Annotated in this window: 28 protein-coding genes; 5 read left to right on the forward strand and 23 right to left on the reverse strand. The window is 66.0% G+C overall.

Annotated elements, in window-relative coordinates; genetic code table 11:
* Positions 1-11: 11 nt before the first annotated feature.
* From D5084_RS13220 to D5084_RS13235, 4 genes are read right to left on the reverse strand one after another with little or no spacing between them, the layout of a single operon-like run.
* Complete coding sequence (locus tag D5084_RS13220; RefSeq protein WP_238382646.1) at positions 12-851, reverse strand: ATP-binding protein; 840 nt, start codon at positions 849-851, stop codon at positions 12-14.
* Positions 848-1,765 carry a twin-arginine translocase subunit TatC gene (gene tatC, locus D5084_RS13225; protein ID WP_128515965.1) on the reverse strand — a complete coding sequence of 306 codons (918 nt, stop codon included), beginning with the start codon at positions 1,763-1,765 and terminating at the stop codon, positions 848-850. Before tatC ends, D5084_RS13220 begins: the two co-directional genes overlap by 4 nt.
* Positions 1,762-2,358, reverse strand: coding sequence for a Sec-independent protein translocase protein TatB (gene tatB, locus D5084_RS13230; RefSeq protein ID WP_128515966.1), 597 nt, complete (start codon positions 2,356-2,358; stop codon positions 1,762-1,764). Before tatB ends, tatC begins: the two co-directional genes overlap by 4 nt.
* Before the next feature lie 25 nt (positions 2,359-2,383).
* Entirely contained in the window at positions 2,384-2,596 is a 213-nt protein-coding gene (locus D5084_RS13235) for a twin-arginine translocase TatA/TatE family subunit (RefSeq protein ID WP_128515967.1), read from the reverse strand.
* Between the two features lie 172 nt (positions 2,597-2,768).
* On the opposite strand from D5084_RS13235, the gene D5084_RS13240 reads away from it, so the two are divergent.
* The gene (locus D5084_RS13240) at positions 2,769-3,122 is read left to right on the forward strand and encodes a helix-turn-helix transcriptional regulator (protein WP_128515968.1); all 354 of its coding nucleotides are present in this window, start codon (positions 2,769-2,771) and stop codon (positions 3,120-3,122) included.
* A 20-nt stretch (positions 3,123-3,142) separates the two neighbouring features.
* On the opposite strand, the gene D5084_RS13245 is transcribed toward D5084_RS13240, so the two are convergent.
* A complete protein-coding gene (locus D5084_RS13245; protein WP_128515969.1) occupies positions 3,143-4,225 on the reverse strand; it encodes an ABC transporter ATP-binding protein in 1,083 nt (360 codons plus the stop codon).
* A gap of 232 nt (positions 4,226-4,457) precedes the next feature.
* On the opposite strand from D5084_RS13245, the gene D5084_RS13250 reads away from it, so the two are divergent.
* On the forward strand, positions 4,458-4,925 hold the full coding sequence (locus D5084_RS13250; protein WP_128515970.1) for a hypothetical protein: 468 nt from the start codon (positions 4,458-4,460) through the stop codon (positions 4,923-4,925).
* Here the strand turns inward: D5084_RS13250 and D5084_RS13255 are convergent.
* From D5084_RS13255 to D5084_RS13265, 3 genes are all read right to left on the reverse strand, one after another.
* A complete protein-coding gene (locus tag D5084_RS13255) occupies positions 4,922-5,698 on the reverse strand; it encodes an SDR family oxidoreductase (RefSeq protein WP_128515971.1) in 777 nt (258 codons plus the stop codon). The two genes, D5084_RS13250 and D5084_RS13255, sit on opposite strands and share 4 nt — an antisense overlap.
* Before the next feature lie 149 nt (positions 5,699-5,847).
* On the reverse strand, positions 5,848-6,060 hold the full coding sequence (locus D5084_RS13260; RefSeq protein WP_128515972.1) for a hypothetical protein: 213 nt from the start codon (positions 6,058-6,060) through the stop codon (positions 5,848-5,850).
* Positions 6,057-7,115 carry a sugar-transfer associated ATP-grasp domain-containing protein gene (locus D5084_RS13265; protein ID WP_128515973.1) on the reverse strand — a complete coding sequence of 353 codons (1,059 nt, stop codon included), beginning with the start codon at positions 7,113-7,115 and terminating at the stop codon, positions 6,057-6,059. Before D5084_RS13265 ends, D5084_RS13260 begins: the two co-directional genes overlap by 4 nt.
* A 140-nt stretch (positions 7,116-7,255) precedes the next feature.
* On the opposite strand from D5084_RS13265, the gene D5084_RS13270 reads away from it, so the two are divergent.
* Positions 7,256-8,851, forward strand: coding sequence for a peptide chain release factor 3 (locus D5084_RS13270; RefSeq protein WP_128515974.1), 1,596 nt, complete (start codon positions 7,256-7,258; stop codon positions 8,849-8,851).
* Positions 8,852-8,920: 69 nt separating this feature from the next.
* Positions 8,921-9,763 carry a hypothetical protein gene (locus tag D5084_RS13275; protein ID WP_128515975.1) on the forward strand — a complete coding sequence of 281 codons (843 nt, stop codon included), beginning with the start codon at positions 8,921-8,923 and terminating at the stop codon, positions 9,761-9,763.
* Here D5084_RS13275 and D5084_RS13280 read toward each other — a convergent pair.
* Positions 9,760-10,155 (reverse strand): hypothetical protein, encoded by a 396-nt coding sequence (locus D5084_RS13280; RefSeq protein WP_128515976.1) that lies wholly within the window; start codon positions 10,153-10,155, stop codon positions 9,760-9,762. The two genes, D5084_RS13275 and D5084_RS13280, sit on opposite strands and share 4 nt — an antisense overlap.
* A gap of 219 nt (positions 10,156-10,374) precedes the next feature.
* On the opposite strand from D5084_RS13280, the gene D5084_RS13285 reads away from it, so the two are divergent.
* Complete coding sequence (locus D5084_RS13285; protein ID WP_128515977.1) at positions 10,375-11,973, forward strand: DEAD/DEAH box helicase; 1,599 nt, start codon at positions 10,375-10,377, stop codon at positions 11,971-11,973.
* 85 nt (positions 11,974-12,058) lie between these two features.
* On the opposite strand, the gene D5084_RS13290 is transcribed toward D5084_RS13285, so the two are convergent.
* The 14 genes from D5084_RS13290 to nuoG form a co-directional block, all read right to left on the reverse strand.
* The gene (locus tag D5084_RS13290; RefSeq protein ID WP_128515978.1) at positions 12,059-13,729 is read right to left on the reverse strand and encodes a ribonuclease J; all 1,671 of its coding nucleotides are present in this window, start codon (positions 13,727-13,729) and stop codon (positions 12,059-12,061) included.
* The gene (locus tag D5084_RS13295) at positions 13,726-14,499 is read right to left on the reverse strand and encodes a type III pantothenate kinase (RefSeq protein ID WP_128515979.1); all 774 of its coding nucleotides are present in this window, start codon (positions 14,497-14,499) and stop codon (positions 13,726-13,728) included. The genes D5084_RS13290 and D5084_RS13295 overlap by 4 nt, the downstream gene beginning before the upstream one ends.
* A 91-nt stretch (positions 14,500-14,590) precedes the next feature.
* Complete coding sequence (locus tag D5084_RS13300; RefSeq protein WP_128515980.1) at positions 14,591-15,337, reverse strand: biotin--[acetyl-CoA-carboxylase] ligase; 747 nt, start codon at positions 15,335-15,337, stop codon at positions 14,591-14,593.
* A complete protein-coding gene (gene nuoN, locus D5084_RS13305; protein WP_128515981.1) occupies positions 15,327-16,763 on the reverse strand; it encodes an NADH-quinone oxidoreductase subunit NuoN in 1,437 nt (478 codons plus the stop codon). The genes D5084_RS13300 and nuoN overlap by 11 nt, the downstream gene beginning before the upstream one ends.
* Before the next feature lie 11 nt (positions 16,764-16,774).
* Positions 16,775-18,313: an NADH-quinone oxidoreductase subunit M gene (locus tag D5084_RS13310; protein ID WP_128515982.1), complete on the reverse strand. Its 1,539-nt coding sequence runs from the start codon at positions 18,311-18,313 to the stop codon at positions 16,775-16,777.
* A 13-nt stretch (positions 18,314-18,326) separates the two neighbouring features.
* A complete protein-coding gene (gene nuoL / locus D5084_RS13315; protein WP_128515983.1) occupies positions 18,327-20,564 on the reverse strand; it encodes an NADH-quinone oxidoreductase subunit L in 2,238 nt (745 codons plus the stop codon).
* Between the two features lie 5 nt (positions 20,565-20,569).
* Positions 20,570-20,875, reverse strand: coding sequence for an NADH-quinone oxidoreductase subunit NuoK (nuoK, locus tag D5084_RS13320; protein ID WP_103258174.1), 306 nt, complete (start codon positions 20,873-20,875; stop codon positions 20,570-20,572).
* A gap of 122 nt (positions 20,876-20,997) precedes the next feature.
* Positions 20,998-21,606 carry an NADH-quinone oxidoreductase subunit J gene (locus D5084_RS13325; RefSeq protein WP_128515984.1) on the reverse strand — a complete coding sequence of 203 codons (609 nt, stop codon included), beginning with the start codon at positions 21,604-21,606 and terminating at the stop codon, positions 20,998-21,000.
* Positions 21,603-22,016, reverse strand: a complete 414-nt coding sequence (locus D5084_RS13330; protein WP_128515985.1) for a carboxymuconolactone decarboxylase family protein — start codon at positions 22,014-22,016, stop codon at positions 21,603-21,605. The genes D5084_RS13325 and D5084_RS13330 overlap by 4 nt, the downstream gene beginning before the upstream one ends.
* Before the next feature lie 6 nt (positions 22,017-22,022).
* A complete protein-coding gene (gene nuoI, locus D5084_RS13335; protein ID WP_128515986.1) occupies positions 22,023-22,517 on the reverse strand; it encodes an NADH-quinone oxidoreductase subunit NuoI in 495 nt (164 codons plus the stop codon).
* A complete protein-coding gene (locus D5084_RS13340; protein WP_128515987.1) occupies positions 22,514-22,714 on the reverse strand; it encodes a hypothetical protein in 201 nt (66 codons plus the stop codon). The genes nuoI and D5084_RS13340 overlap by 4 nt, the downstream gene beginning before the upstream one ends.
* Positions 22,715-22,717: 3 nt before the next feature.
* Positions 22,718-23,755, reverse strand: a complete 1,038-nt coding sequence (gene nuoH / locus D5084_RS13345; protein WP_128515988.1) for an NADH-quinone oxidoreductase subunit NuoH — start codon at positions 23,753-23,755, stop codon at positions 22,718-22,720.
* 29 nt (positions 23,756-23,784) lie between these two features.
* A complete protein-coding gene (locus D5084_RS13350; RefSeq protein WP_128515989.1) occupies positions 23,785-24,192 on the reverse strand; it encodes a YNQ4 family lipoprotein in 408 nt (135 codons plus the stop codon).
* Between the two features lies 1 nt (position 24,193).
* Entirely contained in the window at positions 24,194-26,215 is a 2,022-nt protein-coding gene (gene nuoG / locus D5084_RS13355) for an NADH-quinone oxidoreductase subunit NuoG (protein ID WP_128515990.1), read from the reverse strand.
* Positions 26,216-26,219 lie beyond the last annotated feature (4 nt).

The following is a 26,219-nucleotide window of genomic DNA, read 5'->3' on the forward strand; positions in this document are numbered from 1 at the left end:
AAGATCGCATGTCACACCCGGATCCGGACGCCCTCGCGCGCCGCCAGGTCACAGAAGAACTGCCAGGCGACCCGTCCCGAACGCCCGCCGCGCGTCGCCTGCCATTCGATCGCCTCGGCGGTCAACCGGTCATCCGGCACCCGGACCCCATGCGCCGCGCAATAGCCGCGGATCATCGCCAGATAATCGTCCTGACTGCACGGATGGAACCCCAGCCAGAGCCCGAAACGGTCGGACAGCGAGACCTTCTCTTCCACCGCCTCGCTGGGGTTGATCGCGGTGGAACGTTCGTTCTCAATCATGTCGCGCGGCATCAGGTGGCGGCGGTTCGAGGTGGCGTAGAAAAGCACATTCTCGGGCCGCCCCTCGATGCCGCCATCCAGCACCGCCTTCAGCGACTTGTAATGCTGGTCGTCGTGGGAAAACGACAGGTCGTCGCAGAACAGAAGGAAGCGGTAGGGGGCAGCACGCAGATGGGCCAGCAGGCGCTGGACGGATGGCAGGTCTTCGCGGCTGAGTTCGACGATCTTCAGGTCATGTCCCTCGGCGCGCACCTTGGCGTGGACCGCCTTGACCAGCGAGGACTTGCCCATCCCCCGCGCGCCCCAGAGCAGCGCGTTGTTCGCCGGAAGCCCGGCCGCGAAGTGGCGGGTGTTCTCCAGCAGCGTGTCGCGCGACCGGTTGACCCCGACCAGAAGCCCGATGTCCACCCGGCTGACATGATCGACGGGCACAAGCCGGTCCGGCTGGGTGTGCCAGACATAGGCCTCGGCGGCAAAGTCCGGGGCGGGCATCGGCGCCGGGGCCAGCCGCTCCAGCGCCGCGGCGATGCGGTCGAGGGGATCGCTCACGGCTTGGTCTCGGCCGGGTCGGCGGCGGCCTCGTCCTCGTCGTCCCACAGGCCTTCCGCCCGCAGTTCGGCCTCGCGCCGCTTTTCGATCCGGCGGATCATGAAGATCGAGATCTCGTACAGGGGATAGACCGCAGAGAAGAGGATCATCTGGCTCATCACATCCGGGGGCGTGACCAGGGCGGCGACCAGCAGGATCGCGACGATGGCATATTTGCGCATCCCCGCCAGCCCGCGCGAGGTGGCCAGTCCGGCCTTGCCCATCAGCGTCAGAAGCACCGGCAGCTGGAAGCACAGGCCGAAGGCCAGGATCAGCTTGAGACTGATGTCCAGCGTTTCGTTGACCTTGCCCTGAAAGACGATCTTGATCCCGTGATCGGTCGCCGGGGCCAAGCCGTCCGTCACGGCTTCGGCGGTGCTGTCGGCAAGGCCGGGCAAAAGCGCCGTGACCACGGAAAAGGTATCGGCAAAGCCCAGGAAGAAGGTCATCGCGATCGGCGTCACGACATAATGGGCAAAGGCCGCGCCCAGCAGGAACAGCACCGGCGAGGCGATCAGGAACGGCAGGAAGGCCTGCTTCTCGCTCTTGTAAAGCCCGGGCGCCACAAAGCGCCACAGCTGATAGGCGATCACCGGAAAGCTGACCATCAGCCCGGCCACGACCGAGATATGGACCAGCGTGAAGAAGTATTCCTGCGGCGCGGTATACTGCATCACCGGGTTCGGATCGCCCAGATCGCGCATCGCACGTTCGATGGGATGCAGCAGGAAGTTCAGGATCGGCTCGGCCACGACAAAGCACAGGACCATGGCGATCATGAAGGCCGAGACCGACCAGATCAGCCGGTTGCGCAGTTCGATCAGGTGCTCGACCAGCGGGGCCGAGCTGTCGTCGATGTCGTCCTTGGTGCTCATGCTGCATCACCGCCGCCAGGGTCGGCCTTCTTGCGCCGACGGCCCGGAGCCTTGGCGGCGGCTGCCGGGGCGGGGCTGGCGGGCGCGGGTTCGGAAAGGGCGCGCAGTCTGGCCGAGGCTTCGTCCAGCACCGCCTTGCGCGCGGCCTGCTTTTCGTAAAGCGCCGCGGTCGCGGGACCGGGCGCGGCCGCCGCAGGCGCAGAGGCAGCGGCGGTGGCGACGGGTGCGGCGATCGTCTCGGCGGCAGCAGCGGTCGGGGGTGCGGCAGCGGGCATCGACGGCGGGGTCAGGGGCTTTGTCGGCTTGGCCGCATTCTTCAGCGGGTCCCATTTCTCGAACTTGTCGGCGGCGGTTTTCACCGCATCAAGCCCCATCGACTTGGCCGAGGTCATGGTCTTCAGGTCGTCGGCCACATCCTTGACCCCGGTTTCCTTCGCCGCCTGTTCCATCGCCCGGCTGAACTCGCGCCCCATCGCGCGGATCTTGGCGGTAAAGCGCCCGATCTCGCGGAACATGCCGGGCAGGTCCTTCGGGCCGATGACGATCAGCGCGACGATGGCCACGATCAGGAGTTCGGACCAGCTGAGATCCATTCCTTGTCTCCCCAGGGCCCTCGGGTCAGGCCTTGTCCTTCTCGGCGGGCGTCACGTCCTTCGCGGCGTCGGCCTTGGCGTCTTCCAACTCCCTGGTGCCCTCGCTGACGCCTTTCTTGAAGGCCGTGATGCCCTTGCCCACTTCGCCCATCAGGCTGGAGACCTTGCCCTTGCCGAACAGGACAAGGACGACGACGGCGATCAGAAGCAGGCCGGGAAGACCGATATTGTTCAACATGGGATTGTCCTCCGGTTCACGCCCCATCGGGGGCTGCAATTGCTGTCTGACCCCGTATTAGGGCCAGCGCGCCCCCGCTTCCAAGCCCGAACCGGCTTGCGGGGGACAGTCAACTGACAGTATTTTGTCAGTAGGGTGGGCAATATTGCCCACCCTGCCTTGCGAGAACCCCATGAAGCGCGACGCCCGCCTTTACGACATCGTCCAGGCCCTGCGCGATGGGCGGCTGCATACCGCGGCGGAACTTGCGCGGCTGACCGGCGTTTCCACCCGGACGATCTGGCGCGACATGGAAATCCTGGCCGCCAGCGGCATGCCGGTCACCGGCGAGCGGGGCCTTGGCTACATCCTGCGCTCGCCGCTGGTGCTGCCGCCGACCATGCTGACACCGGACGAGCTGGACGCGCTGGTCGAAGGGCTGCGCCATGTCGGGCAGGAGGGGAACCCCAGGGCGAAGGCGGCGCGCAGCCTCTTGTACAAGGTCGTGACCCTTTTGCCGCAGTCGGGGATCGAGATGGACGACTGAGGGCGCTCTGCCCCGATGCGTCAGACCCCGAAGACGAAACAGCGGTCGCGGCGGATCATCAGCCACAGGACCGTGCCGGGCTTCGGCAGGAACACCCCCGGGACGCTGGCGGTCAGTTTCGCGCCCTCGAAATCCATTGCGAAATCGACCAGGCTTTCGCGCCCCAGAAAGCGGCTGCGCAGAACGGTGCCGCGCGCCGGAGTGCCGTCCTCGGGCGTCGGGTTCGGCCCCCGGCCTGCGCGGTCGAAGTCGATGCGCAGGTGTTGCGGGCGGATGACGATCTCGACCTCGGCCCCGTCCCTGTGGCCCGGCGTCAGGAAGGTCCCGAACGGCGTTTCGGTCAGCGCCCCGCGCGAGACGCCACGGATCACGTTGATATCGCTGAAGAAAGCCGCCGCCGCCTTGTCGACGGGGGCATTGTAGACATTGTAGGGCGCCCCCCTCTGCACGATCCGCCCCGCCCGCATCAGCGCGATCTCGTCGGCCATCCGCATCGCCTCGTCGGGTTCATGCGTGACCAGCAGGACCGCCGTGCCCGCCTCTTTCAGAAGCTCCAGCGTCCGGTCGCGGATGCCGTCGCGCAGCCGGTTGTCAAGGCCGGAAAAGGGCTCGTCCATCAGCATGACGCGCGGGTTCGGTGCCAGCGCCCGCGCCAGGGCCACGCGCTGCTGTTCGCCGCCCGACAGCTGGTGCGGGTGTTTCGGGCCGAAGCCGGTCAGATCGACCTTCTCCAGCAGCTCATCCACCCGGCGCGCCTTTTCCGCTCGGTCGATCCGCAGGCCGAAGCCCACGTTTTCAGCGACGGTCAGATGCGGGAAAAGCGCGAAGTCCTGGAACATCAGGCCCACCGAGCGCACTTCCGGTGGCACATGCACCCCCGGCCCCGCGACGATCTGGCCGTCCAGCCGCACTTCGCCCGCATCGGCGCGTTCCACCCCGGCAATCATCCGCAGCGTCGTCGACTTGCCGCAGCCCGAGGGGCCCAGAAGGCAGGTCACCTGCCCCGCCGCAATCGACAGCGACACCCCGTCAACCACGTTTCGCCCACCGAAGGATCGGCTCAGGTTTGTCACTTCCAGACGAAGAGGGGCGCGGTCGGGCATGGATGCTCAACAAAATCTGTCAGGCTTTCCCCTAGCAGCGCCGGTTCGGACGGGCAAGACCGGACCCGCCGGGCAGCAGCCGGGCGACTGGGGATCAGAGCGCATCAAACCTGCGGAACTGCCCGGTATTGGTTCGGAAAACGATCCGATACCCCGGTGTTTTCCGGCGAGATTTGACGGGAATCACCACAGGTGTTTGCCTTGCAGGATTGATTGACCGACAGGTGCCGTGATGCTGTCCCGACCCCTTGCCATTGTTGCCGCCTTTGCCATCCTGGCCAGCCTGTTCCTGCCCTGGCTGTCCTCGCCCTTTGGCGAGAATGTCGTGCCCTGGTCGGTGCTGAGCAAGCTGGACGCCGCCGGCGCCCAGGCGATTCTGGCCGATGCCGGGCCGGAAACCATCGCCTATGGCTGTTCCTTCGTGCTGGCGGCGCTGTTCGTCATCTTCGCCCTGATCGGGCGGGAATCGCGGCTTCTGGCCTTCCTGACCGGGGTGCTTCCGGTGGCGCTAGTGGCCTGGGCGCTGGTCACGCTGCTCCGCCAGACCGACGCGACCGGGCTGTCCTTCTCGGGCTCGGACATCCCCGAGGTGACGACCCGGATGCTGGGCGCCGGGGCCTGGGCCTGGGTGCTGGGCGCCAGCACGCTGGCCACGCTGGGCGTGGTCGACCCCGGCCGCAGGCACGCCCGCTTTGGCTAGAGCGTCGTGTTGGTGGCCCCGCCGTCCAGCACGAGGTTCTGCCCGACGATAAAGCCCGCGTGCTGCGAACACAGGAAGGCGCAGGTCGCCCCGAACTCGGCCGGAGTGCCATAGCGCCCGGCGGGGATCGTCGCGCAGCGTTCGGCGATGGCTTGCTCCATGCTGATCCCGCGCGCCTTGACCACGGCGCCGTCCAGTGCGATCGCGCGGTCGGTGGCATGGATGCCGGGCAGCAGGTTGTTGATCGTGACCCCCTTGCCCGCCACCTGCCGCGCCGTGCCCGCGACAAAGCCGGTCAGACCCGCCCGGGCCGAGTTCGACAGCCCGAGCACCGCAATCGGCGCCTTGACCGAGACGCTGGTGATGTTGACCACCCGGCCCCAGCCCTGCGCCATCATCCCCGGCAGCACCGCCTGCATCAGCGCGATCGGGGTCAGCATGTTGGCATCCAGCGCCTTGATGAAATCCTCACGGCTCCAGTCCGACCACATCCCCGGCGGCGGCCCGCCTGCATTCGTCACAAGGATATCGAAGGGCCCCTGCGCCAGCACGGCGGCGCGGCCCGCCTCGGTCGTGATGTCGGCCGCCACGGTGACCACGTTCACCCGATGCCGTGCCCGGATGTCGGCGGCTGCCGCTTCCAGCGCCTCGGCCCCGCGGGCGTTCATCACCAGATCGACACCCGCCTCGGCCAAAGCCTCGGCACAGCCGCGCCCCAGCCCCCTGGACGAGGCGCAGACCAGCGCCCGTTTCCCGGCGATCCCCAGATCCATGTCCGCTCTCCCGCTTTTGGAAGACCCTAGCAGGCCGGACCGCAGGGACAAGACTGCAGGACTGACCCACAGCGGCTCTTGCTCTTTTCACAAATACTCCACGGGGGTGCGGGGGTGTGAAACCCCCGCCGACGGGTCCACCCGCGCTGTCAGGCGGAATAGAAGAACTCTTCCCGGACGATCTTGCCGCCCTGCACATGATGGACCCCCACCTCACGGCCATGGATCCCGGCAAGCCCCGTGGTCGTGTCCCCGCCGCCCATATCCATCGCTTGGACCGAGACGGCATCGGGGGCGGAAAGTCCGGCAAGGTTTTCCCGCGGCAGGTTTCCCTTCCTTGCGCCGCTATCCGCGCCTTTCAAGCCGGTCGCCGCAGATGCTGCCAGCCGAGGTCGGCAAAACTCGGGCCCTGCGTCGCCTCGGTGAACTTGATGCCGGTGTGGCCTCCGTTCCATTCCAGGATCCTGACGGCGCCCTGGTGGTCAACCGTCAGGTCCCAGCCGATGCAGCGCACGAAGGGAAGCCGCGCATGATACCTCAGCGCGACGTCGCGGCAGGCCTCCCATTCCGGCAGGACAAAGCCGGCAAAGGGGACACCCGAATCCGGATGCCTTTCGCTGCGCTGCCAGTCCGGTACGTAACCCACCGGCGACATTTCTCCCGTGGCCGGATCGACGGGCACCAGGGTATCGGTCCCCGCCCGGATGTGCTGATCCTTCGCCCTGCCGATGCAGAGAAAGGCCGCCCGCAGCGACGGCACGCCGTGGTCGTCGGTTGCGGTGGTCAGGCGGAGCGTGGTCACCGCCGGGCTGTTCCCGATCCGGTGAAACTCCGGGTGCTGTCGGACGAAGGGCTGGAACACGCCCGCCCCAAGCGCCCCGACCCGGTGCGGATCGAACGTCGCCCGGTCAAGCACCCGAAGCCCAAGCCCGGACTGCGTGGAATCGCTTTTGAAGACGATGCGGTTGGATTGTCCGAACAGCACATCGGTCAAGGCCTCGCGGGCAACGGGCCTGCCGTCCCGCCCCAGGATCATCCCGTTGATCTGCACCGCGACGTCGGGAAATTCGGGCGCGTCGAAGAGAAGGGAGTTCAGGCTGCGGAACTGGGACAGCTCTCCATGCTTGCCCGAATTGTGCGGCAACACGCATTCGTCGAAGAAGTTGTCCGGGATCCAGCCATCCTTGAACTGACCCGCCACCACCGAATAGACGTGCAGCCAGGGCGCGTATTTCGCGTGACCCAGAACCTCGACCGCATAGGCATCGCACCGCTTCCGGTCGGCGGGCTTGATCGGACCATAGGCCCTTTCAACCTTTCTCAGGGTGGTGCGGGCGGCGTTCAGGTGGTTCCGGCTGTAATGCTGCCGCAATACCGACTTGCCGACGCGTTTTGCCGTGTTGAAAAGTCCATCCATCACTCATCCATCAAAAGTGCTTCACGAAACTGTGTGCCAAGGGCCCGACCGTCAACCGGGATTCGACATTTTCCGGCGGAAACGGCATGAATCGGTCGTCCAGGTTGCGGCGCAACCGCGCCCGGCCTATAGGGGGCGCCATGTCGAACCGTGCCCCCCTTCCGCCTGAAATCGCCCGCCGCCGGACCTTTGCGATCATCTCGCACCCCGACGCCGGGAAAACCACGCTGACCGAAAAGTTCCTCCTGTTCGGCGGCGCGATCCAGATGGCGGGCCAGGTCCGCGCCAAGGGCGATGCGCGGCGCACCCGGTCCGACTTCATGAAGCTGGAGCAGGAACGCGGAATTTCCGTCAGCGCCTCGGCCATGTCCTTCGACTACCGCGAGTTCCGCTTCAACCTGGTGGACACCCCCGGTCACAGCGATTTCTCGGAAGACACCTACCGCACGCTGACCGCCGTCGATGCCGCGATCATGGTGATCGACGGGGCGAAGGGCGTGGAGTCCCAGACCCGCAAGCTGTTCGAGGTCTGCCGGTTGCGCGACCTGCCGATCCTGACCTTCTGCAACAAGATGGACCGCGAAAGCCGCGACTTGTTCGAGATCATCGACGAGATCCAGGAAAATCTGGCGATCGACGTGACGCCCGCAAGCTGGCCGATAGGCATGGGGCGCGATTTCGTCGGCGCCTATGACCTTCTGCACGACCGGCTGGAGATCATGGACCGCGCCGACCGCAACCGCGTGGCGGAATCGATCAAGATCAGCGGCGTGGATGACCCGAAGCTGGCCGAACATATCCCGGCCGAGCTGTTGCAGAAGTTCCATGACGAATTGGAGATGGCCCGGGAACTCCTGCCCGCCTTCGACCGCACGGCCTTCCTGAACGGGTCCATGACCCCAATCTGGTTCGGAAGCGCCATCAACTCTTTCGGCGTGAAGGAGCTGATGGACGGCATCGGCGAATACGGGCCCGAGCCCGAGCCGCAGAAGGCCGCCGAACGCCAGATCGACCCGTCCGAACCCGCCGTCACCGGCTTTGTCTTCAAGGTCCAGGCCAACATGGACCCGAAACACCGCGACCGGGTGGCCTTCGTGCGCCTCGCCTCGGGCCATTTCGAACGCGGCATGAAGCTGCACCACGTGCGCACGAAGAAGCCGATGTCGATCACCAACCCGGTCCTGTTCCTGGCCGCCGACCGGGAACTGGCCGAGGAAGCCTGGGCCGGCGACATCATCGGCATCCCGAACCACGGGCAGCTGCGCATCGGTGACGCGCTGACCGAAGGGGAATCCCTGCGCTTCACCGGCATCCCGTCGTTTGCGCCAGAGCTTCTGCAATCCATCCGCGCCCTTGACCCGATGAAGGCCAAGCATCTGGAAAAGGCCCTGACCCAATTCGCCGAGGAAGGGGCGGCCAAGGTGTTCAAGCCGATGATCGGCTCGGGCTATATCGTCGGCGTCGTGGGTGCCCTGCAATTCGACGTGCTGGCCAGCCGGATCGAGCAGGAATATTCCCTGCCCGTGCGTTTCGAGGGCTCGAACTTCACCTCGGCCCGCTGGATTTCCGGCGACAAGGCCGAGATCGAGAAGCTGGTGAACGTCAACAAGGGCCACATCGCGCATGACAGCGACGGGGATCTGGTGTTCCTGACCCGCCTGCAATGGGACATCGACCGCGTGGTGCGCGACTATCCCGGCGTCAAGCTGACGGCCACCAAGGAGATGATGGTCTGAGCCGCGCTTGACCCGTCCCGGGTGCGGACCTAGCCTGCGCCCGAGGCAACGGCGGAGGCCGACAGCAGCATGACGACGCCCGACCCGCTGGCCCACGCCGCGCCCGATGCAGAGGGCCCGGTCGAGACCTACCCGGACGCGCCCGACAGCCTGATCGGCGTGTGGAAGCAGCGGCGGCGGCGGTTGAAGCTGGCCGCGCGCGACTGGTTCCCGGCCGCGGATCTGGACCTGGCCCCCCTCTTGGCCGCCCGCATCCCCCAGACGATCCCGCCGCTGGAAGGGCCGCAGACGCTCCACGCCAAGAAACTGCACCAGATGCGGGTCGAACTGGCAGGAAAGCCGGAACTTGCTGCCGTCAACGCGATCCTCATCGCGCATCTGAGAAAACAGCGTTTCCCGGCCCATGCCCCTGCCCTCTTCCGCCGCATCTGGGCCGAGGCGGGGCCGCAGCTGATGCCAGAGCTGCCGGGGCGCTGGCTGATCTCGTCCGCAATCACCTTCGGCGACCATGGCGAGACAGAGGCGCAGCGCCGGGTCGGATTGTCGATCAACGTGCTGTTTTCGCTGATGAAACTCTACGAGTATGAGCGCCTGCACTCGGGCCTTGACGCCGCAACCCCCTTCCCGATCCGCCGCATCCGGTCCCGCCGCCTGCCTCTCGACATGCCGCATTTCAACCTGGGCGACGGGGGCCTCGACATCAACCTTCTGGCCCAGATCTGGAACGAGGCGCGCAAGACGCCTGTCGTCGGGCCGCTGGCCTGCCATCTTCTGCAGCGTCTGAACCGGGACGAGGGCGGCCTTTTCCGACGGATCGGCATCATGCGGGCGGGAAAGCACATGTCGCGGATCGACCGGGTGCTGAAGCCCGCGCCAGAGGCCACGGACGACCCCGGTCGGGCGGACGGCTAGAAGCCCTCGGCGCGCCAACCGTGATCCGGCCCCGCCTTGGCCAGGATCACCCGCCGGATCGCAGCGGGCGGCTGGTCGCAGCCGATCGAGGCGACGGTGACCAGGTTACTGCCCTGCGGAAAGCCCCGCCCGAGGCGGACAAGGGCAAGCTCGCCCGGAGCCAGCGGCGGCGACTGGCCCAGAAGGCGGGCGTGATCGTCATGGATGCGGAACCGCACATGCCGGCAGCCCCCGTCAGGGGCGGCGACAAGAAGGCCATAGCTGCGGTCTTCGGATGTCGAGGCAAACTGGACAGACGTGGCGCAGTTCGGCTGCCTGCATCCGCCGCTGTCGATATCGGAATTTGATGGAGAGGCCAGCGCAAGCCAGGCCAGGGCGAAAGCACATCTCATCGGGGTCCTGCGGGAAATGGATTGCGGTCAAAGCGAAGGGACTCAATGCTCGCATCCTGCCATTTTCCGCCCGCGACGTCGATGCAGGCCGCCCGACTTGACCCTTGCGACGATTTCCGCTATGCGCCAGAGGCGGCCAAATGGGGCCGAGACGCCGGGGCGCCCGGAAACTAGCGTCCCATCACACATGCGGTCCGATACCGCATCCATAGGACGCTGATGACCAAATTTTCCGACCTCGCGCTGGACCCGCGCGTGCTGCAAGCCGTCTCCGAAGCCGGCTATGAGACCCCCACCCCGATCCAGGCCCAGGCCATCCCGGAAGCGCTGAAAGGCCGCGACGTCTTGGGCATCGCCCAGACCGGCACCGGCAAGACGGCAAGTTTCACGCTGCCGATGATCACGCTGCTGGGCCAGGGCCGCGCCCGCGCCCGGATGCCGCGCAGCCTGGTGCTGGCGCCCACTCGGGAACTGGCCGCCCAGGTGGCCGAGAACTTCGACATCTACGCCAAGCACACCAAGCTGACCAAGGCGCTTCTGATCGGCGGCGTCGCCTTCGGCGAGCAGGACAAGCTGATCGACCGCGGCGTCGATGTGCTGATCGCCACGCCCGGCCGCCTGCTGGACCATTTCGAACGCGGCAAGCTCCTTCTCACCGGCGTGCAGATCATGGTGGTGGACGAGGCCGACCGGATGCTCGACATGGGCTTCATCCCCGATATCGAGCGCATCTTCCAGCTGACCCCCTTCACCCGCCAGACCATGTTCTACAGCGCCACCATGGCGCCCGAGATCGAGCGGATCACCAACACCTTCCTCACGAACCCCGCCAAGATCGAGGTGGCGCGTCAGGCGACGGCCTCGACCACGATCACGCAAAGCCTGATCGAGGTGAAGCCGGTGCGCAAGGACCGCAGCTTCGCCGACAAGCGCGCCGTCCTGCGCGCCCTGATCCGCGCCGAGGGCGAGGCCTGTACCAACGCGATCATCTTCTGCAACCGCAAGATGGATGTGGACGTGGTGGCGAAGTCCTTGAAAGCGCACGGGTTCAACGCCGCGCCGATCCACGGCGACCTCGCGCAGTCCGAACGGATGAAGACGCTGGACGCCTTCCGCGACGGGACGCTGCACCTTCTGGTCGCCTCGGACGTGGCCGCACGCGGTCTGGACATTCCGGCGGTGAGCCATGTGTTCAACTTCGACGTCCCCTCGCACCCCGAGGATTACGTCCACCGCATCGGCCGGACGGGCCGCGCGGGGCGACTGGGCAAGGCCTTCACCATTTCGGTGCCGTCGGACGAAAAGTATCTGAAGGCCATCGAAAACCTTATCAAGACGGAAATCCCGCGCGGCGCCTTGCCCGAGGGCTTCGAGCCCGACACCAGTGAAGGCAAGCCGGATCGCGCCCCGCGCGAAGACCGCAAGGGCCGCGACCGTGGCGGCCGTAGCCGCGACCGCGAACGTCCGGTCAAGCCGCATGACGAGGCCGCGCCGATGGAGCCGCTGGTCGTCGTGGCCCGCGCCGAGCCCGCCGAGGACGCGCCGCGCGAAGAGCGTCGGGACAGCCAGAAAGAGCCCCGGGCCGAGCGGAGCGCCGAGCGGAGCGCCGAGCGGTCGGGCGACCGCAGACGCGAGGATCGCGGCGAGCGCCGGGAGCCGCGCGAGGACCGCCGCGACTACCGTCGCGACCGCGATCCCGGGCCTTCGGTGATCGGCATGGGCGACCATGTGCCCGACTTCATCCTGCGCAGCTTTGCGCTGGCCCCCGCCAAGGCCGAAGAGGCCGAGGACCTGACCGCGACCGGCACCGAGGGCTGAAGCGCCCCCTCGTGCGACTTCGTCGTCTCGTCGGGCGCGGCCCAGCGAGAAGCGACGAAGTCGACGACGCGCGGTCTGCCCTGGACTACTCGGCCACAAGCCGGCTGATGACCACCGTCACCTCCGGCTTCTTGCCGATCTCTTCCATGGCGACTTGCCGGACGACCTTGCGGATCTCTTCCTCCAGCTTGCCGTCATCGGCCAGAACCTTGCGGCCCAGGCGTCCGATCACCTCGTCAAGGTCGGCCTCCATCGTCTCGGAGAGCGGCCGTTCCCCGCGCCCCGTCGGCGGCAGACCCATGAGTTCCACCCAGGGCTCGCCCATCGGCGTATCGGTCTCGTCCAGGATCAAGGTGACGGTGACCAGCCCGTTCAGCGCCATGCGGATCCGGTCGCGCACCACCCCGTCCAGCGCGCCGATCAGCGCGGTGCCGTCCAGGTAAAGCCGCCCGGTTTCCACATATTCCGCGACTTCCGGCACATCGCCCGTCAGGTCCAGCATCGTCCCGTTCGGCGCCACGGCAGCCGCGATGCCGCTTTCCGTGGCGATGCGGGCATGTTCGGTCAGGTGCCGGTGCTCGCCATGCATCGGGATCAGCATGTCGGGCAGGATCAGCCGGTGGACATGTTCAAGGTCCGGGCGGTTGGCATGGCCCGAGACGTGATACTTCCCGCCCTGGTCGTCGATCACCTGCACGCCCATTTCGGAAAACGCGTTCCAGACCCGCAGCACGTCGCGTTCGTTGCCGGGGATGGTCTTGGACGAGAACAGGAAGGTGTCGCCCTCCTTCATCTCGATCCCCAGATACTTGCCGCGCGACAGCTGCGCGCTGGCCGCCCGGCGTTCGCCCTGGCTTCCGGTCACCAGCAGCATCAGGTTGCGGCGCGGCACCTCCAGCGCCTCTTCCGGGCTGACGGTCTTCGGGAAACCCGACAGCACCGCCGCCTCTTCCGCCGCCGAAAGCATCCGCTTCATCGACCGGCCCAGGACGCAGATCGTCCGGTCGGCGGCCCGCGCCGCCTCGGCCAGGGTCTTCAGCCGCGCCACGTTCGACCCGAAGGTCGTGGCCACCACCATGCCGCTGCGGCTGCGGATCAGTTCGGTCAGCGGTTCGGCCAGCGACGCCTCGGACCGGCCGGGATGGGTGGAAAAGACATTGGTCGAATCGCAGGCCATCACCTTCACCGGCCGTTCGGCGGCGATCTCGGAGAAGCGCGCGTCGTCCCAGCCTTCGCCCACCACAGGCGTATGGTCGATCTTGAAATCGGCGGAATGGAAGATGCGGCCCGCGGGCGTGTCGATCACCAGGGCCGAACTTTCCGGGATCGAATGGCTGACAGGCACGAACTGCACCTTGAACGGCCCGACCTCGACTGTCGCGGGGCGGGGTTCGACCGTCACGATCTGATCGACGGGCAGGCCCGCCTCCTCGAACTTCAGCCGCCCGATGGTCGCGGTGAAGCGGCGGCAGTAGACCTTCTTCTCCAGCCCCGGCCAGAGATGCGGCAGCGCGCCGATGTGGTCCTCATGCGCGTGGGTGATGAAGATCGCCTCCAGCCGGTCCAGCTTGTCGTGCAGCCAGCCGACATCGGGCAGGATCAGGTCCACGCCGGGCGAGGTGTCCATGTCCGGGAAGGCCACGCCCAGATCGACGAGGATCAGATGCTCTTTCCCCTTCGGCCCATAGCCGTAGACATAGGCGTTCATGCCGATCTCGCCGGCGCCGCCGAGGGGAAGATAGATAAGGCGGTTCATGCAGTTTCCTTGTTGTGGTCGTGGATCAGGACGAGGCCATGCATGGTCAGATCGTCCTCGATGGAATGAAATAGCGCGGTCCCTTGCGCGAACAGCGAGGCAAGGCCCCCTGTCGCGATGACTTTCATCGGCCGGTCGCGTTCGCGGCGCACTTCGCGCACGATGCCCTCGACCAGGCCGATGTAGCCCCAATACACGCCCGACTGCATGCAGGCCACCGTATTCGTGCCGATGGCCTTCAGGGGTTTGGCGACATCGACATGCGGCAGGGCGGCGGCGGCCATGTGCAGGGCTTCAAGCGACAGGTTCACGCCCGGTGCGATCACCCCGCCGATATACGCGCCGTCGGTATCGACCACGTCGAAGGTCGTGGCCGTGCCGAAATCGACGATGACAAGGTCGCCCCCGTGCCGGGCGTGCCCCGCGACGGTATTGACCAGCCTGTCCGGGCCGACCGTGGTGCCCTGATCGACGCGCGGCGGGACGGGCAGCAGGCACTCCGGTTTGCCGACGACAAGGGGGCGGCAGCCGAAGTAGCGGTCGCACAGGACGCGCAGGTTGAACACGACGCGCGGCACGGTCGAGGAGATGATCGCCTCGGTGATCGTGGCTTCGGTTTTCGTCAGGGACATCAGGCTGGAGAGCCAGACGAAATATTCGTCCGCCGTCCGCTTGTGATCGGTGGCGATGCGCCAGGTGGCGAGGAAGCGCGCGCCATCCCAGATGGAAAACACGGTGTTGGTGTTGCCGCAGTCGATGGCAAGAAGCATGGGCGGTGGTCTCGGGTTGAGGCGGCGGACCGGGGGTTTCACACCCCCGGACCCCCGTGGAGTATTTCTGAAAAGAGCAAGCCTGGCGTGGTCAGAAGAACACCTCGGCGGCGGGGATGGCAAGGGTTCCGGCCGGAGTGCGCAGGACCAGGTTGCCTTGCGGGTCGATGGTCTCGAACGTGCCCTCCCGCGTCTGGCTTCCGGTGCGGGCGCGGATCGGCTGGCCAAGACGGGCGGCATGCGACAGCCAGGCAGCGCGCAGGGGGGCGAAGCCTTCGCGGCGGAAAGTCGTCTCCCAGCGGTCACAGGCGGGGGCGAGGGCGTCGAGGAAGGTCTCGGGCGTGATCCTCAGGCCGGTCTCCTGCAGGAGCGAAACGGGCGGAACCGCCCCGGCTTCGATCTGGGCGGCATCGGGGGCGGCGATCAGGTTGACGCCGATGCCGATGCAGAGCGTCGCGTCGGGGGTATTCAGGCCCTGGGATTCCAGCAGGATCCCCGCGATCTTGCCGCCGTTGCACAGGACATCGTTGGGCCATTTCAGCGCAAAGCTGGTGTCAAGCCCGGTGATCTGCACGAAGGCATCGCGGAGCGCGAGGGCGGCGGCAAAGGACCTCAGCGCCACGATCTCGGGTGGCTCGGTCGGGTGCAGGACCAGCGTGCCGTGGAAGTTGCCCGGGGGGCTGGACCAGGGCCGTGCGCGGCGGCCCCGGCCGGCGGTCTGGACCCCGGCCAGGATCCAGGTGGGACCGGCGAGCGTCGGGGCGCGCCGGAACCCCTCGGCGTTGGTCGAGTCGATCTCGGGCAGGGTGATGCGCCCTGCCCTGCCGTCACCGGACAAGTGCCTGGGCGGCCAGCGCCGCGGGGCCTTCGATACCGAAGAGGTTCACGATGCCCAGAAGCATGATCGCGGCCACTGCGACCAGCATCCCCCATTGCACCGGGGCCATGCGGCTGTCGACGGGGTCCTGCTCGGCCCCGAAATACATGAAGTAGACGAGGCGCAGATAGTAGAAGGCGCCGATGACCGAGGCGACGGCCCCCGCCACGGCCAGCCAGACCCAGCCCGCATCGACCGCCGCCTTCAACACGTAGAACTTGCCGAAGAAGCCGACCATCGGGGGAACGCCGGCCAGCGAGAACAGCAGGACCAGCATGGCAAGGGCCTTCAGCGGTTCCTTCCTGGCGAACTGGTTCAGCCCGGCGATGTCGCTGACGGGGCGGCCGTCACGCTCCATCGACAGGATGAAGGCGAAGGTGCCGACGTTCATCGTGACGTAGATCGCCATGTAGATCATCGTCGCCTGCACCCCGTAGGCCGTGCCCACGCAAAGCCCGATCAGCGCATATCCCATGTGGGCGATCGAGGAATAGGCCATCAGCCGCTTGATGTCGCGCTGCCCGATCGCGGCCACGGCGCCGAGGAACATCGACGCCACCGCCAGCGCCGCCAGCACCTGGCCCCATTGGCCCGGGATGCCTCCGAACGCATCCTGCACCAGCCGGGCGATCAGGGCCATCGCGGCCACCTTGGGCGCGGTGGCGAAGAAGGCGGTGACGGGCGTGGGCGAGCCTTCGTAGACGTCGGGCGTCCACATGTGGAAGGGGACCGCAGACACTTTGAACGCAAGGCCCGCCAGCATGAAGACAAGGCCGAAGAGCAGGCCCAGCGGCACGCCGGCCTGCACCGTGGACAGGATCCCCGCGAACTGGGTCGTGCCCGCATAGCCGTAGACCAGCGAGGCGCCGTACAGGAGCAGCCCCGAGGACAGCGCGCCGAGCACGAAATACTTCAGGCCCGCTTCCGAGGACTTGGCGCTGTCGCGGCGGATCGAGGCGATGACGTAAAGTGCCAGCGACTGGAGTTCGAGCCCCATGTAAAGGGTGATGAGGTCGGCGGACGACACCATCACCATCATCCCCACCACCGACAGCGTGACGAGCAACGGATATTCAAACCGCAGAATGTCGCGGCGGGACATGTAGTCCTGGCTCATCACCAGCACCGCCGCCGCCGAGATCAGGATCGTGACCTTCGCAAAGCGCGCGAAGGGGTCATCGACGAACAGGCCGTTGAAGACCAGCCGCTGCCCCGTCCCGCCCGCGCCGATGTACAGCGCCAGCGCCACGAACAGCCCCGCCGTGGCCCAGACCAGCGTTGCCGCCAGCTTGTCTCGGGTGGTGTAGACCGCCGCCATCAGCGCGGCCATGGCATAGCCCGACAGAAGGATCTCGGGCAGCAGGGTCCGGAAATCTGCAGAGGTCATCGCGGGCGTCCTTAGTGCATGGCCAGCTCGGCCCCGTCAGCGGGCAGAGCGGCGTGATAGTCGGTGACAAGGGCCGAAACCGAGGGGCCGATGATATCGGTCACGAGACTCGGGTACACGCCCAGGATCAGGGTCATGGCGATCAGCGGGGCGAAGATCGCCTTCTCGCGGCGGTCCATGTCGGTGATCGACTTCAGCGCCTCCTTGATGAGGTCGCCGAACACGACCCGGCGGTAGAGCCACAACGCATAGGCCGCCGACAGGATCACCCCCGTCGCGGCGACGGCGGCGACCCAGGTGTTGACCTGGAAGATGCCCATCAGGGTCAGGAATTCGCCCACGAACCCGCTGGTGCCCGGCAGGCCCACGTTCGCCAGGGTGAAGAACATGAACACCAGCGCATAGGCGGGCATCCGGTTCACGAGGCCGCCATAGGCGTCAATCTCGCGCGTGTGCATCCGGTCGTAGATCACGCCGACACACAGGAACAGGGCGCCCGAGATGAAGCCGTGGCTGATCATCTGGAAGATCGCCCCGTCCACGCCCTGCTGGTTCGCGGCGAAGATGCCCATGGTCACATAGCCCATGTGCGCGACCGAGGAATAGGCGATCAGCTTCTTCATGTCGGTCTGCGCCAGCGCCACCAGCGAGGTATAGACGATGGCGATGGCCGAAAGCCACAGCACCAGCGGCGCCATCACGTCCGAGCCCACCGGAAACATCGGGATCGAAAAGCGCAGGAAGCCGTAGCCGCCCATTTTCAGAAGGATCGCGGCCAGGACCACCGACCCCGCCGTGGGGGCCTGAACGTGCGCATCGGGCAACCAGGTGTGCACCGGCCACATCGGCATCTTCACCGCGAAGCTTGCGAAGAAGGCGAGGAACAGCATGGTCTGCAAGCCACCGACGACCTGGAAGCCCAGCAGGCTGAAGGTCTCATGCCCGAAGTCATGCGCCAGCAGCTTCACGATATCCGTGGTCCCTGCCTCCAGATACATCGCGATCATCGCGACCAGCATCAGGACGGACCCGAGGAAGGTATACAGGAAGAACTTGAACGCCGCATAGATGCGGTCCTTGCCGCCCCAGATGCCGATGATCAGGAACATCGGGATCAGGCCCGCCTCGAAGAACAGGTAGAACAGCACCAGGTCCAGCGCCATGAAGACGCCCAGCATCAGCGTCTCCAGCACCAGGAAGGCGATCATGTATTCCTTGACGCGCGTCTCCACCCCCCAGCAGGCCCCGATGGTAAGCGGCATCAGGAATGTCGTCAGCATCACGAACAGGATCGAGATCCCGTCGACGCCCATCTTGTAGCTCAGGCCCAGGATCCACTGGCGCTCCTCGACGAACTGGAAGCCGGTGTTCGACGGATCGAACCGGAACAGCACGAACAGCGAGATGACGAAGGTCGCGCTGGTGGTGAACAGCGCAAGCCACTTCGCCCCCTGCCGCGCTGCCGCGTCGTCGCCGCGCATGAACAGCGCAAGGATCAGCGCCGCGACCAGCGGCAGGAAGGTGATGATCGAAAGCAGTTGGTTTTCCATTGATCCGCGCCCCTTACTTCGCGCCGCCGAACAGCGTCATCCAGGTGACGAGGAGCACGATCCCCAGCACCATCGCGAAGGCATAGTGGAACAGGTAGCCGGACTGCGCGCGGCCTGCGAGCCGGGTCAGCATCGGGATGATCCCCAGCGCCACCCCGTTGATCGACCCGTCGATGACCGCGCCGTCGCCGCGCTTCCACAGGAAGCCCCCCAGCCACCGGGCGGGACGGACGAAGATCACGTCATAGAGTTCGTCGAAATACCACTTGTTCAGGAGGAACAGGTAGAGCGGGCGCTGCTGCTGGGCCAGACGCCGCGGCAGGCTGGGGTCCTTGATGTAGAACAGCCAGGCCACGGCGAAACCGATCAGCATGGCGATGAAGGGCGCGACCTTGACCCAGGTCGGCACCAGATGCGCCGCGTTGATGATCGTGGTCGGGGCGTGTTCCGCCTTGGCAGCCTTTTCGGCGTCAAGGCGTGTATCCACCACCGCCTGCTCTTCCGGCGTGAAGGGCAGCATCAGCAGCGCGCCCTTCGGGGCGACGCCGGTGGCATGGCCTTCGGCGGCATGGCCCTCGGCCGGGGCGGCTTCGGCGGTGACGGTCTCGCCCTCGGTGTTCACCGCAGCAACCGCGCCGTGATCCGCGCCATGCGCCTCGCCGTGGGCGACGGCTTCCATCCCGAACCAGTCGCGGACGGCGGTCTCTTCCCCGAAGAAGACGTTGTACCAGATCATCCCCGAGAACACCGCCCCCAGCGCCAGCACCCCCAGCGGGATCAGCATGACCATCGGGCTTTCGTGCGGCTCGTGATGGCCGTGGTCGTCGTGGCCGTGTGCGTCATGTCCATGCGCGTCGTGGCCATGACCATGCCCGGCCCCATGCGCGCGGCTTTCCCCGAAGAAGGTCATGAACATCAGCCGCCAGGAATAGAAGCTGGTAAAGCAGGCGGCGACCACGAGCAGCCAGAAGGCAAAGCCCGATCCGACCCAGGCGCTCTCGATCACCGCATCCTTCGACAGGAACCCGGCGAAACCGTAATGCGTCAGCGGAATGCCGACCCCGGTGATGGCCAGCGTGCCGATCAGCATCGCCCAGAAGGTCAGCGGGATCTGCTTCCGCAGGCCGCCGTAGTTGCGCATGTCCTGTTCGTGGTGCGTCGCGTGGATCACCGAGCCCGCGCCCAGGAACAGCATCGCCTTGAAGAAGGCATGGGTGAACAGGTGGAACATCGCCACCGGATAGACGCCCACGCCCGCAGCCACGAACATGTAGCCCAGCTGCGACATGGTCGAATAGGCGATCACGCGCTTGATGTCGTTCTGCACCAGGCCAATGGTCGCCGCGACAAAGGCCGTGCATGCGCCCAGAACGGTGATGAAGGCCAGAGCCTGCGGCGCGTATTCATAAAGCGGTGACATCCGGCAGACGAGGAACACCCCCGCCGTCACCATCGTCGCGGCATGGATCAGCGCCGAGACAGGCGTCGGGCCCTCCATCGCGTCCGGCAGCCAGGTGTGCAGGAACAATTGCGCCGATTTCCCCATCGCGCCGATGAAGAGGAGGACCCCGACCAGGTTCGCCGCGTTCCATTCGCCCCAGAGGAAGGTGAGGTTCGTCTCGGCCAGCGCCGGGGCGGCGGCAAAGACGTCGTCAAAGCGGATGCTGTCGGTCAGATAGAACAGCGCGAAGATGCCCAGCGCAAAGCCGAAGTCGCCGACCCGGTTGACGATGAAGGCCTTCATCGCGGCCGCGTTGGCACTGGCCTTGCGGTAGTAGAACCCGATCAGCAGGTAGGACGCGACCCCCACGCCCTCCCAGCCGAAGAACATCTGGACCAGGTTGTCGGACGTCACCAGCATCAGCATCGAGAAGGTGAAGAACGACAGGTAAGCGAAGAAGCGCGCCTTGTAATGCTCGCCCTCGCGCCAGTTGTCGTCATGCGCCATGTAGCCGAAGCTGTAGAGGTGGACGAGAGCCGAGACCGAGTTCACCACGACCAGCATGATCGCGGTCAGCCGGTCCAGCCGGATCGCCCACTCGCTGCCCATCGTGCCGCTTTCGATCCAGCGCATCAGGACGATCTGCTGCGTGGTGCCGTCGAAGGTCAGGAAGATCCACCAGGACAGCGCCGCCGCCAGAAACACCAGCGCGGTGGTGATGACCTGACCCGCGCGCTCGCCGATCAGCCGCCAGCCGAAGCCGCAGAGGATGGCCCCGATCAGGGGAGCGAAAAGGATGATCGTTGCCATCTGGGTCAGCCCTTCATCACGTTGACGTCTTCCACCTCGATCGTCCCGCGGTTGCGGAAGAAGACGACCAGGATGGCCAGACCGATGGCAGCCTCGGCGGCGGCCACGGTCAGGACGAACATGGTGAAGACCTGCCCCACCAGATCGCCCGAGAAGCTGGAGAAGGCGACAAGGTTGATGTTGACCGCCAGAAGCATCAGCTCGATCGACATCAGGATGACGATCACGTTCTTCCGGTTCAGGAAGATCCCGAAGATCCCGATGACGAACAGCGCCGCGGCCACCGTCAGGTAATGTTCAAGTCCCACCATCTCTCGTTCCCTCTTGGGCGTCTTGCGGCCCGTTCGTTCCGTCGTCGCGCGCCCCGGGCCTGACCCGGGGCCTCTTTCTGCAACCCGAGGCCCCGGATCAGGTCCGGGGCGGGGTCACGCCGTTACAACCCCTGCCCCGGCTTGACGTCCTTCAGCTCCATCGCCTTGGCCGGATCGCGCCACATCTGGGCCAGCACGTTCTGCCGCTTGATGTCCTTCCTGTGCCGAAGCGTCAGCAGGATCGCCCCGATCATCGCCACCAGCAGGATCAGGCCCGCAAGCTGGAACAGAAGGAAATACCGGTCATAAAGCAGCAGCCCCAGCGCCCGGGTATTCTCGATCCCGGTCGGCGTCACCGCCTGCCGCAAGCCCTCTGCCCCGTCAGCCACCTGCCAGACGCCGACGCCGATGGCGACCTGCATCAGAAGGACCACGCCGATCAGCAGGCCCAGCGGCATGTAGCGCGCCAGCTCCCCCTTCAGCGCGGCAAAGTCGATGTCCAGCATCATCACGACGAACAGGAACAGCACCGCCACCGCGCCGACATAGACGATGACCAGCAGCATCGCCACGAACTCGGCCCCCAGCATCACGAACAGGCCCGAGGTGGACAGGAAGGCCAGGATCAGCCACAGCACCGAATGGACCGGGTTCCGCGACAGCGTGACCATCAGGCCCGACGCCACCGTGATGACGGCGAACATGTAGAAGGCGAACTCGAAGACGGTCATGCGTCTTTCTCCTCAGGCATCTCGGCGAAGACGGACTGGGCCACTTCCAGCGCCTTCTGCATGGCGGGCAGACCGCCGAACATGGACATCTGCCAGATCACTTCCGCGATCTCGCGCTTGGTGGCCCCGGCCGCAAGGCCATTCTTGATCGTCATCCGCAGTTGCGGCTCGCCCACCGGCCCCAGCACCGTCAGCGCCGCGATGGTCACCAGAAACCGGGTGCGGGCATCGAGACCCTCGGGGTTGAAGGTCTTGCCGAACCACATCTCCAGCAATTCCTTCGGCATGGCCGGAAAGAACTTTTCCATCGCCTTCGCGTCGAAATTCTCCATGCCCGGCATGAAGGCGCTGGCCATCTTCTGGCCCTGCTCCATCCAGGCGGAAAACATCTTGGCGAGGTCGTCGGTCATGGGGTCTCACCGATACGGGGCGTCGATTTCAAGGTTGCGGGCGATCTCCGCCTCCCAGCGGGCGCCGTTCTCGAGGAGCTTCTCCTTGGTGTAGAACAGCTCTTCCCGCGTCTCGGTCGAGAATTCGAAGTTCGGGCCTTCGACGATGGCATCCACGGGGCAGGCTTCCTGACAGAAGCCGCAGTAGATGCACTTGGTCATGTCGATGTCATAGCGGGTGGTCCGCCGCGACCCGTCTTCGCGAGGCTCCGCGTCGATGGTGATGGCCTGCGCCGGGCAGACCGCCTCGCACAGCTTGCAGGCGATGCAGCGTTCCTCGCCGTTGGGATAGCGGCGCAGCGCGTGCTCGCCGCGGAAGCGGGGCGACAGCGGCCCCTTCTCGTGCGGGTAGTTCACCGTCGATTTCGGCGCGAAGAAGTATTTCATCCCCAGGCCGAAGCCCTTGATGAAATCCATCAGCAGGAAATAGCGCGTCGCACGGGTCCAGTCGATGTTGCTCACTGTTCGATCCCCAGCTTTTCTTCGATATGCTCCACGCGCTCATCGATGGCCCGGATGTAGCCGCCAAGCCCGATCAGGATGCCAGTGACGCTCTGCTGCCCCGTCTTCACGTCCTCCAGACCGGACTCGATCTTGCCAAGCCGCTCTCGGATCTCCCGAAGTTGAGCAAGGATCAGATTCTCGACGTTTTCCGTCATGGATCAGCCCCCCACAGCCCAGCGGGCCCAGAAGCCGCCGAGCACTTCGAATTTCGCCAGGAACGCCACGATCACCACCCAGGCCAGCGACAGCGGCAGGAACACCTTCCAGCCGATCCGCATCAGCTGGTCATAGCGGTAGCGGGGGACGATCGCCTTCACCATGGCGAACATGAAGAAGAAGAGCCACATCTTGGCGACCATCCACCACCAGCCATCGGCGAGCCCCGGGATCGGCGACAGCCAGCCGCCGAAGAACAAGAGGCTGATCAGCGCGCACATCAGGAAGATCGCGATGTATTCGCCGGCCATGAACAGAAGGTAGGGGGTCGAGGAATATTCCACCATGAACCCCGCCACCAGTTCCGACTCCGCCTCGGGCAGGTCGAAGGGCGGGCGGTTGGTCTCGGCCAGCGCGCTGATGAAGAACAGCACCACCATCGGCAGGTGCGGCAGCCAGTACCAGTTGAACAGGCCGTAAGGCCCGTCCTGTGCGGCCACGATGGCGCCGAAGTTCATCGCACCCGTGGAGATGATGACCCCGATGATGATGAGGCCCAGCGACACCTCATACGAGATCATCTGTGCCGCCGACCGCAGCGACCCGAGGAAGGCGTATTTCGAGTTCGAGGCCCAGCCGCCCATGATCACGCCATAGACCTCCAGCGAGGACACGGCAAAGACGAACAGGATCGCCACGTTGATGTTGGCCAGAACCCAGCCGTCATCGAAGGGGATCACCGCCCAGGCTAGGATCGCCAGGACAAAGGACAGCATCGGCGCCAGGAAGAACACCGGACGGTCCACGCCCGCCGGGATCACGATTTCCTTGACCACATACTTCAGCGCATCGGCCACCGATTGCAGCAGGCCGAACGGCCCCACCACGTTCGGTCCCCGCCGCATCTGCACCGCCGCCCAGACCTTGCGGTCGGCATAGACGAGGAACAGCAGGCTCAGCATCACGAAGGCCACGATCAGAAGCGACTGCGCCGCGATCAGCACCGCCGTCCCGAAGCCCGTGGCAAGAAACCCGTCCATGTCAGTCCCTCATCCTCAATTCGTCCGTCTCACCGGCCCGGTATGCCAAGTTCCGCACACTCGGACGCCATCGCCTCGGCGTCCATCGCCCGCAGACCCTGCGGCAGGCTGGAGGAGATCAGATAGACCGCATCCCCGTACCACGTCCGGCCCTTCTTCGTCACGATGGTCCGCACATGCCGCGCGAAGCCAAACCCTTGATCCAGCGCATATTGCGCGGCAGCACAGCGGCCATAGGCCTCGACATCCGCCCGGTCCTTCGCCCCCGTCATGGCGAGGTTGAAGCTGACCAGGTCCCTGTCGAGAAGGATCGTCGAGACCCCCTGATAGACCGCCGTCTGCCCGCGCTCCTCTGGCACCTCTCCCGCCGGGGTGCAAGCCCCCAGCGCCGCTGTCGCGGTGCCAAGGGTCGCCAGAAGGGAAAGGCGCTGCGCCATCTTACTCTGCCGCAATCGGGGTCGCCGCACGGGCCTTGGCCATGGCGCTGAGTTCCGCCATCACGCTGGAGGCCCGCGCGATCGGGTTGGTCAGGTAGAAATCCCTGATCGCATTGCGGAAGGTCGCCTTGGCCGGGGCCTTCACCGGCAGGGGCTGCCAGTCGTTCTCCGGCACCTCGTCGATGCGGCCCAGATGCGGATGTGCAGCGACCAGCGCCGACCGCAGGCCCGCCAGCGAATCCCATGGCAGTTGCTGGCCAACGTCGGCCGACAAGGCACGCAGGATCGCCCAGTTCTCCTTTGCCTCACCGGGGGCAAAGCCGGCGCGGAAGGCCAGCTGCGGGCGCCCTTCGGTGTTGACGAACAGCCCGTTTTCTTCCGTGTAGGCCGCGCCCGGCAGGATGATGTCGGCCCGGTTCGCGCCCCGGTCGCCGTGCGAGCCCTGATAGATCACGAAGGGCGCATCCGCCCCGTCCCGGCTGATCTCGACCTCGTCCGCGCCAAGGTTGTAGACCACCTGCGCGCCCTGCGTCGCCATCGCCAGCCCGCCCTCGGTCACCGCCCCCACATCCATCGCGCCGACGCGCCCCGCTGCCGTGTGCAGCACCAGGAACTTCGCCTGCGCGCCGGTGGCATAGGCCATCGCCTGGGACAGGACCGCCTCGCCATCGGCCTCGTTGATCGCGCCCTGGCCGATGATGACCAGAGCGTTCTCTTTCGGCGTCACCCGGCCCACCAGATCGACCAGGGCCGCGCGGTCGGTGCCCATGTGCTTGTAATCATAGGTCAGATCGACCTTCTCGCCGATCAGCCCCACCATCGCGCCATTGGCCCAGGCCTTGCGGATGCGGGCGTTCAGGACCGGAGCCTCGACCCGCGGATTGGTCCCGATCAGGAGGATCTCCTTGGCCGTGTCGATGTCCTCGATCTTCGCCGTGCCGACATAGGCCGAGCGGTTGCCGATCGGCAGCCGCGCGCCATCGGTGCGGCACTCCACATGACCGCCGATCGATTCCACCAGCATTTTCAGGGAATAGGCCGCCTCGACCGGCACCAGATCGCCGACAAGGCCCGCAACCTTCTTCCCCTTCATCGCCTCGGCCGCCTTGGTCAGCGCCTCGCCCCAGGTCGCCTTCCGCAGCTTGCCGTTCTCGCGGACATAAGGCACGTCCAGACGCTGACGGCGCAACCCGTCCCAGACAAAGCGGGTCTTGTCGCTGATCCACTCCTCGTTCACGCCGTCATGGTTGCGCGGCAGGATGCGCATGACTTCGCGGCCCTTGGTGTCGACGCGGATGTTCGACCCCAGGGCGTCCATCACGTCGATGGATTCCGTCTTGGTCAGCTCCCAGGGCCGCGCCGTGAAGGCATAGGGCTTCGAGGTCAGCGCGCCGACCGGGCAAAGGTCGATGATGTTGCCCTGAAGGTTGCTATCCAGCGTGGCGTTCAGATAGGACGTGATCTCGGCATCCTCGCCCCGGCCCGTCTGGCCCATCTGGGTGATCCCCGCGACCTCGGTCGTGAACCGGACGCAGCGGGTGCAGGAAATGCAGCGCGTCATCTTGGTTGCGACCAGCGGGCCAAGGTCCAGATCCTCGGACGCCCGCTTCGGCTCGCGGTAGCGGCTGAAATCGACGCCATAGGCCATCGCCTGATCCTGCAGGTCGCATTCGCCGCCCTGGTCGCAGATCGGGCAGTCCAGGGGATGGTTGATGAGCAGGAACTCCATCACCCCTTCGCGGGCCTTCTTCACCATCGGCGACTTGGTCTTGACGACCGGAGCCTCGCCATTCGGGCCGGGCCGCAGGTCGCGCACCTGCATCGCGCAGCTTGCCGCAGGCTTCGGAGGCCCTCCGACCACCTCGACCAGGCACATCCGGCAGTTGCCGGCGATCGACAGCCGCTCGTGATAGCAGAAGCGCGGGATTTCCACCCCGGCGACCTCGGCCGCCTGGATGATGGTCATCGCGCCATCGACCTCGACCTCGATCCCGTCGATGTTGATTTTCCTGAGATTGGTCATGGCC

The organism is Tabrizicola thermarum (assembly GCF_003574395.1).
GTDB classification, from domain to species: Bacteria; Pseudomonadota; Alphaproteobacteria; order Rhodobacterales; family Rhodobacteraceae; genus Tabrizicola; species Tabrizicola thermarum.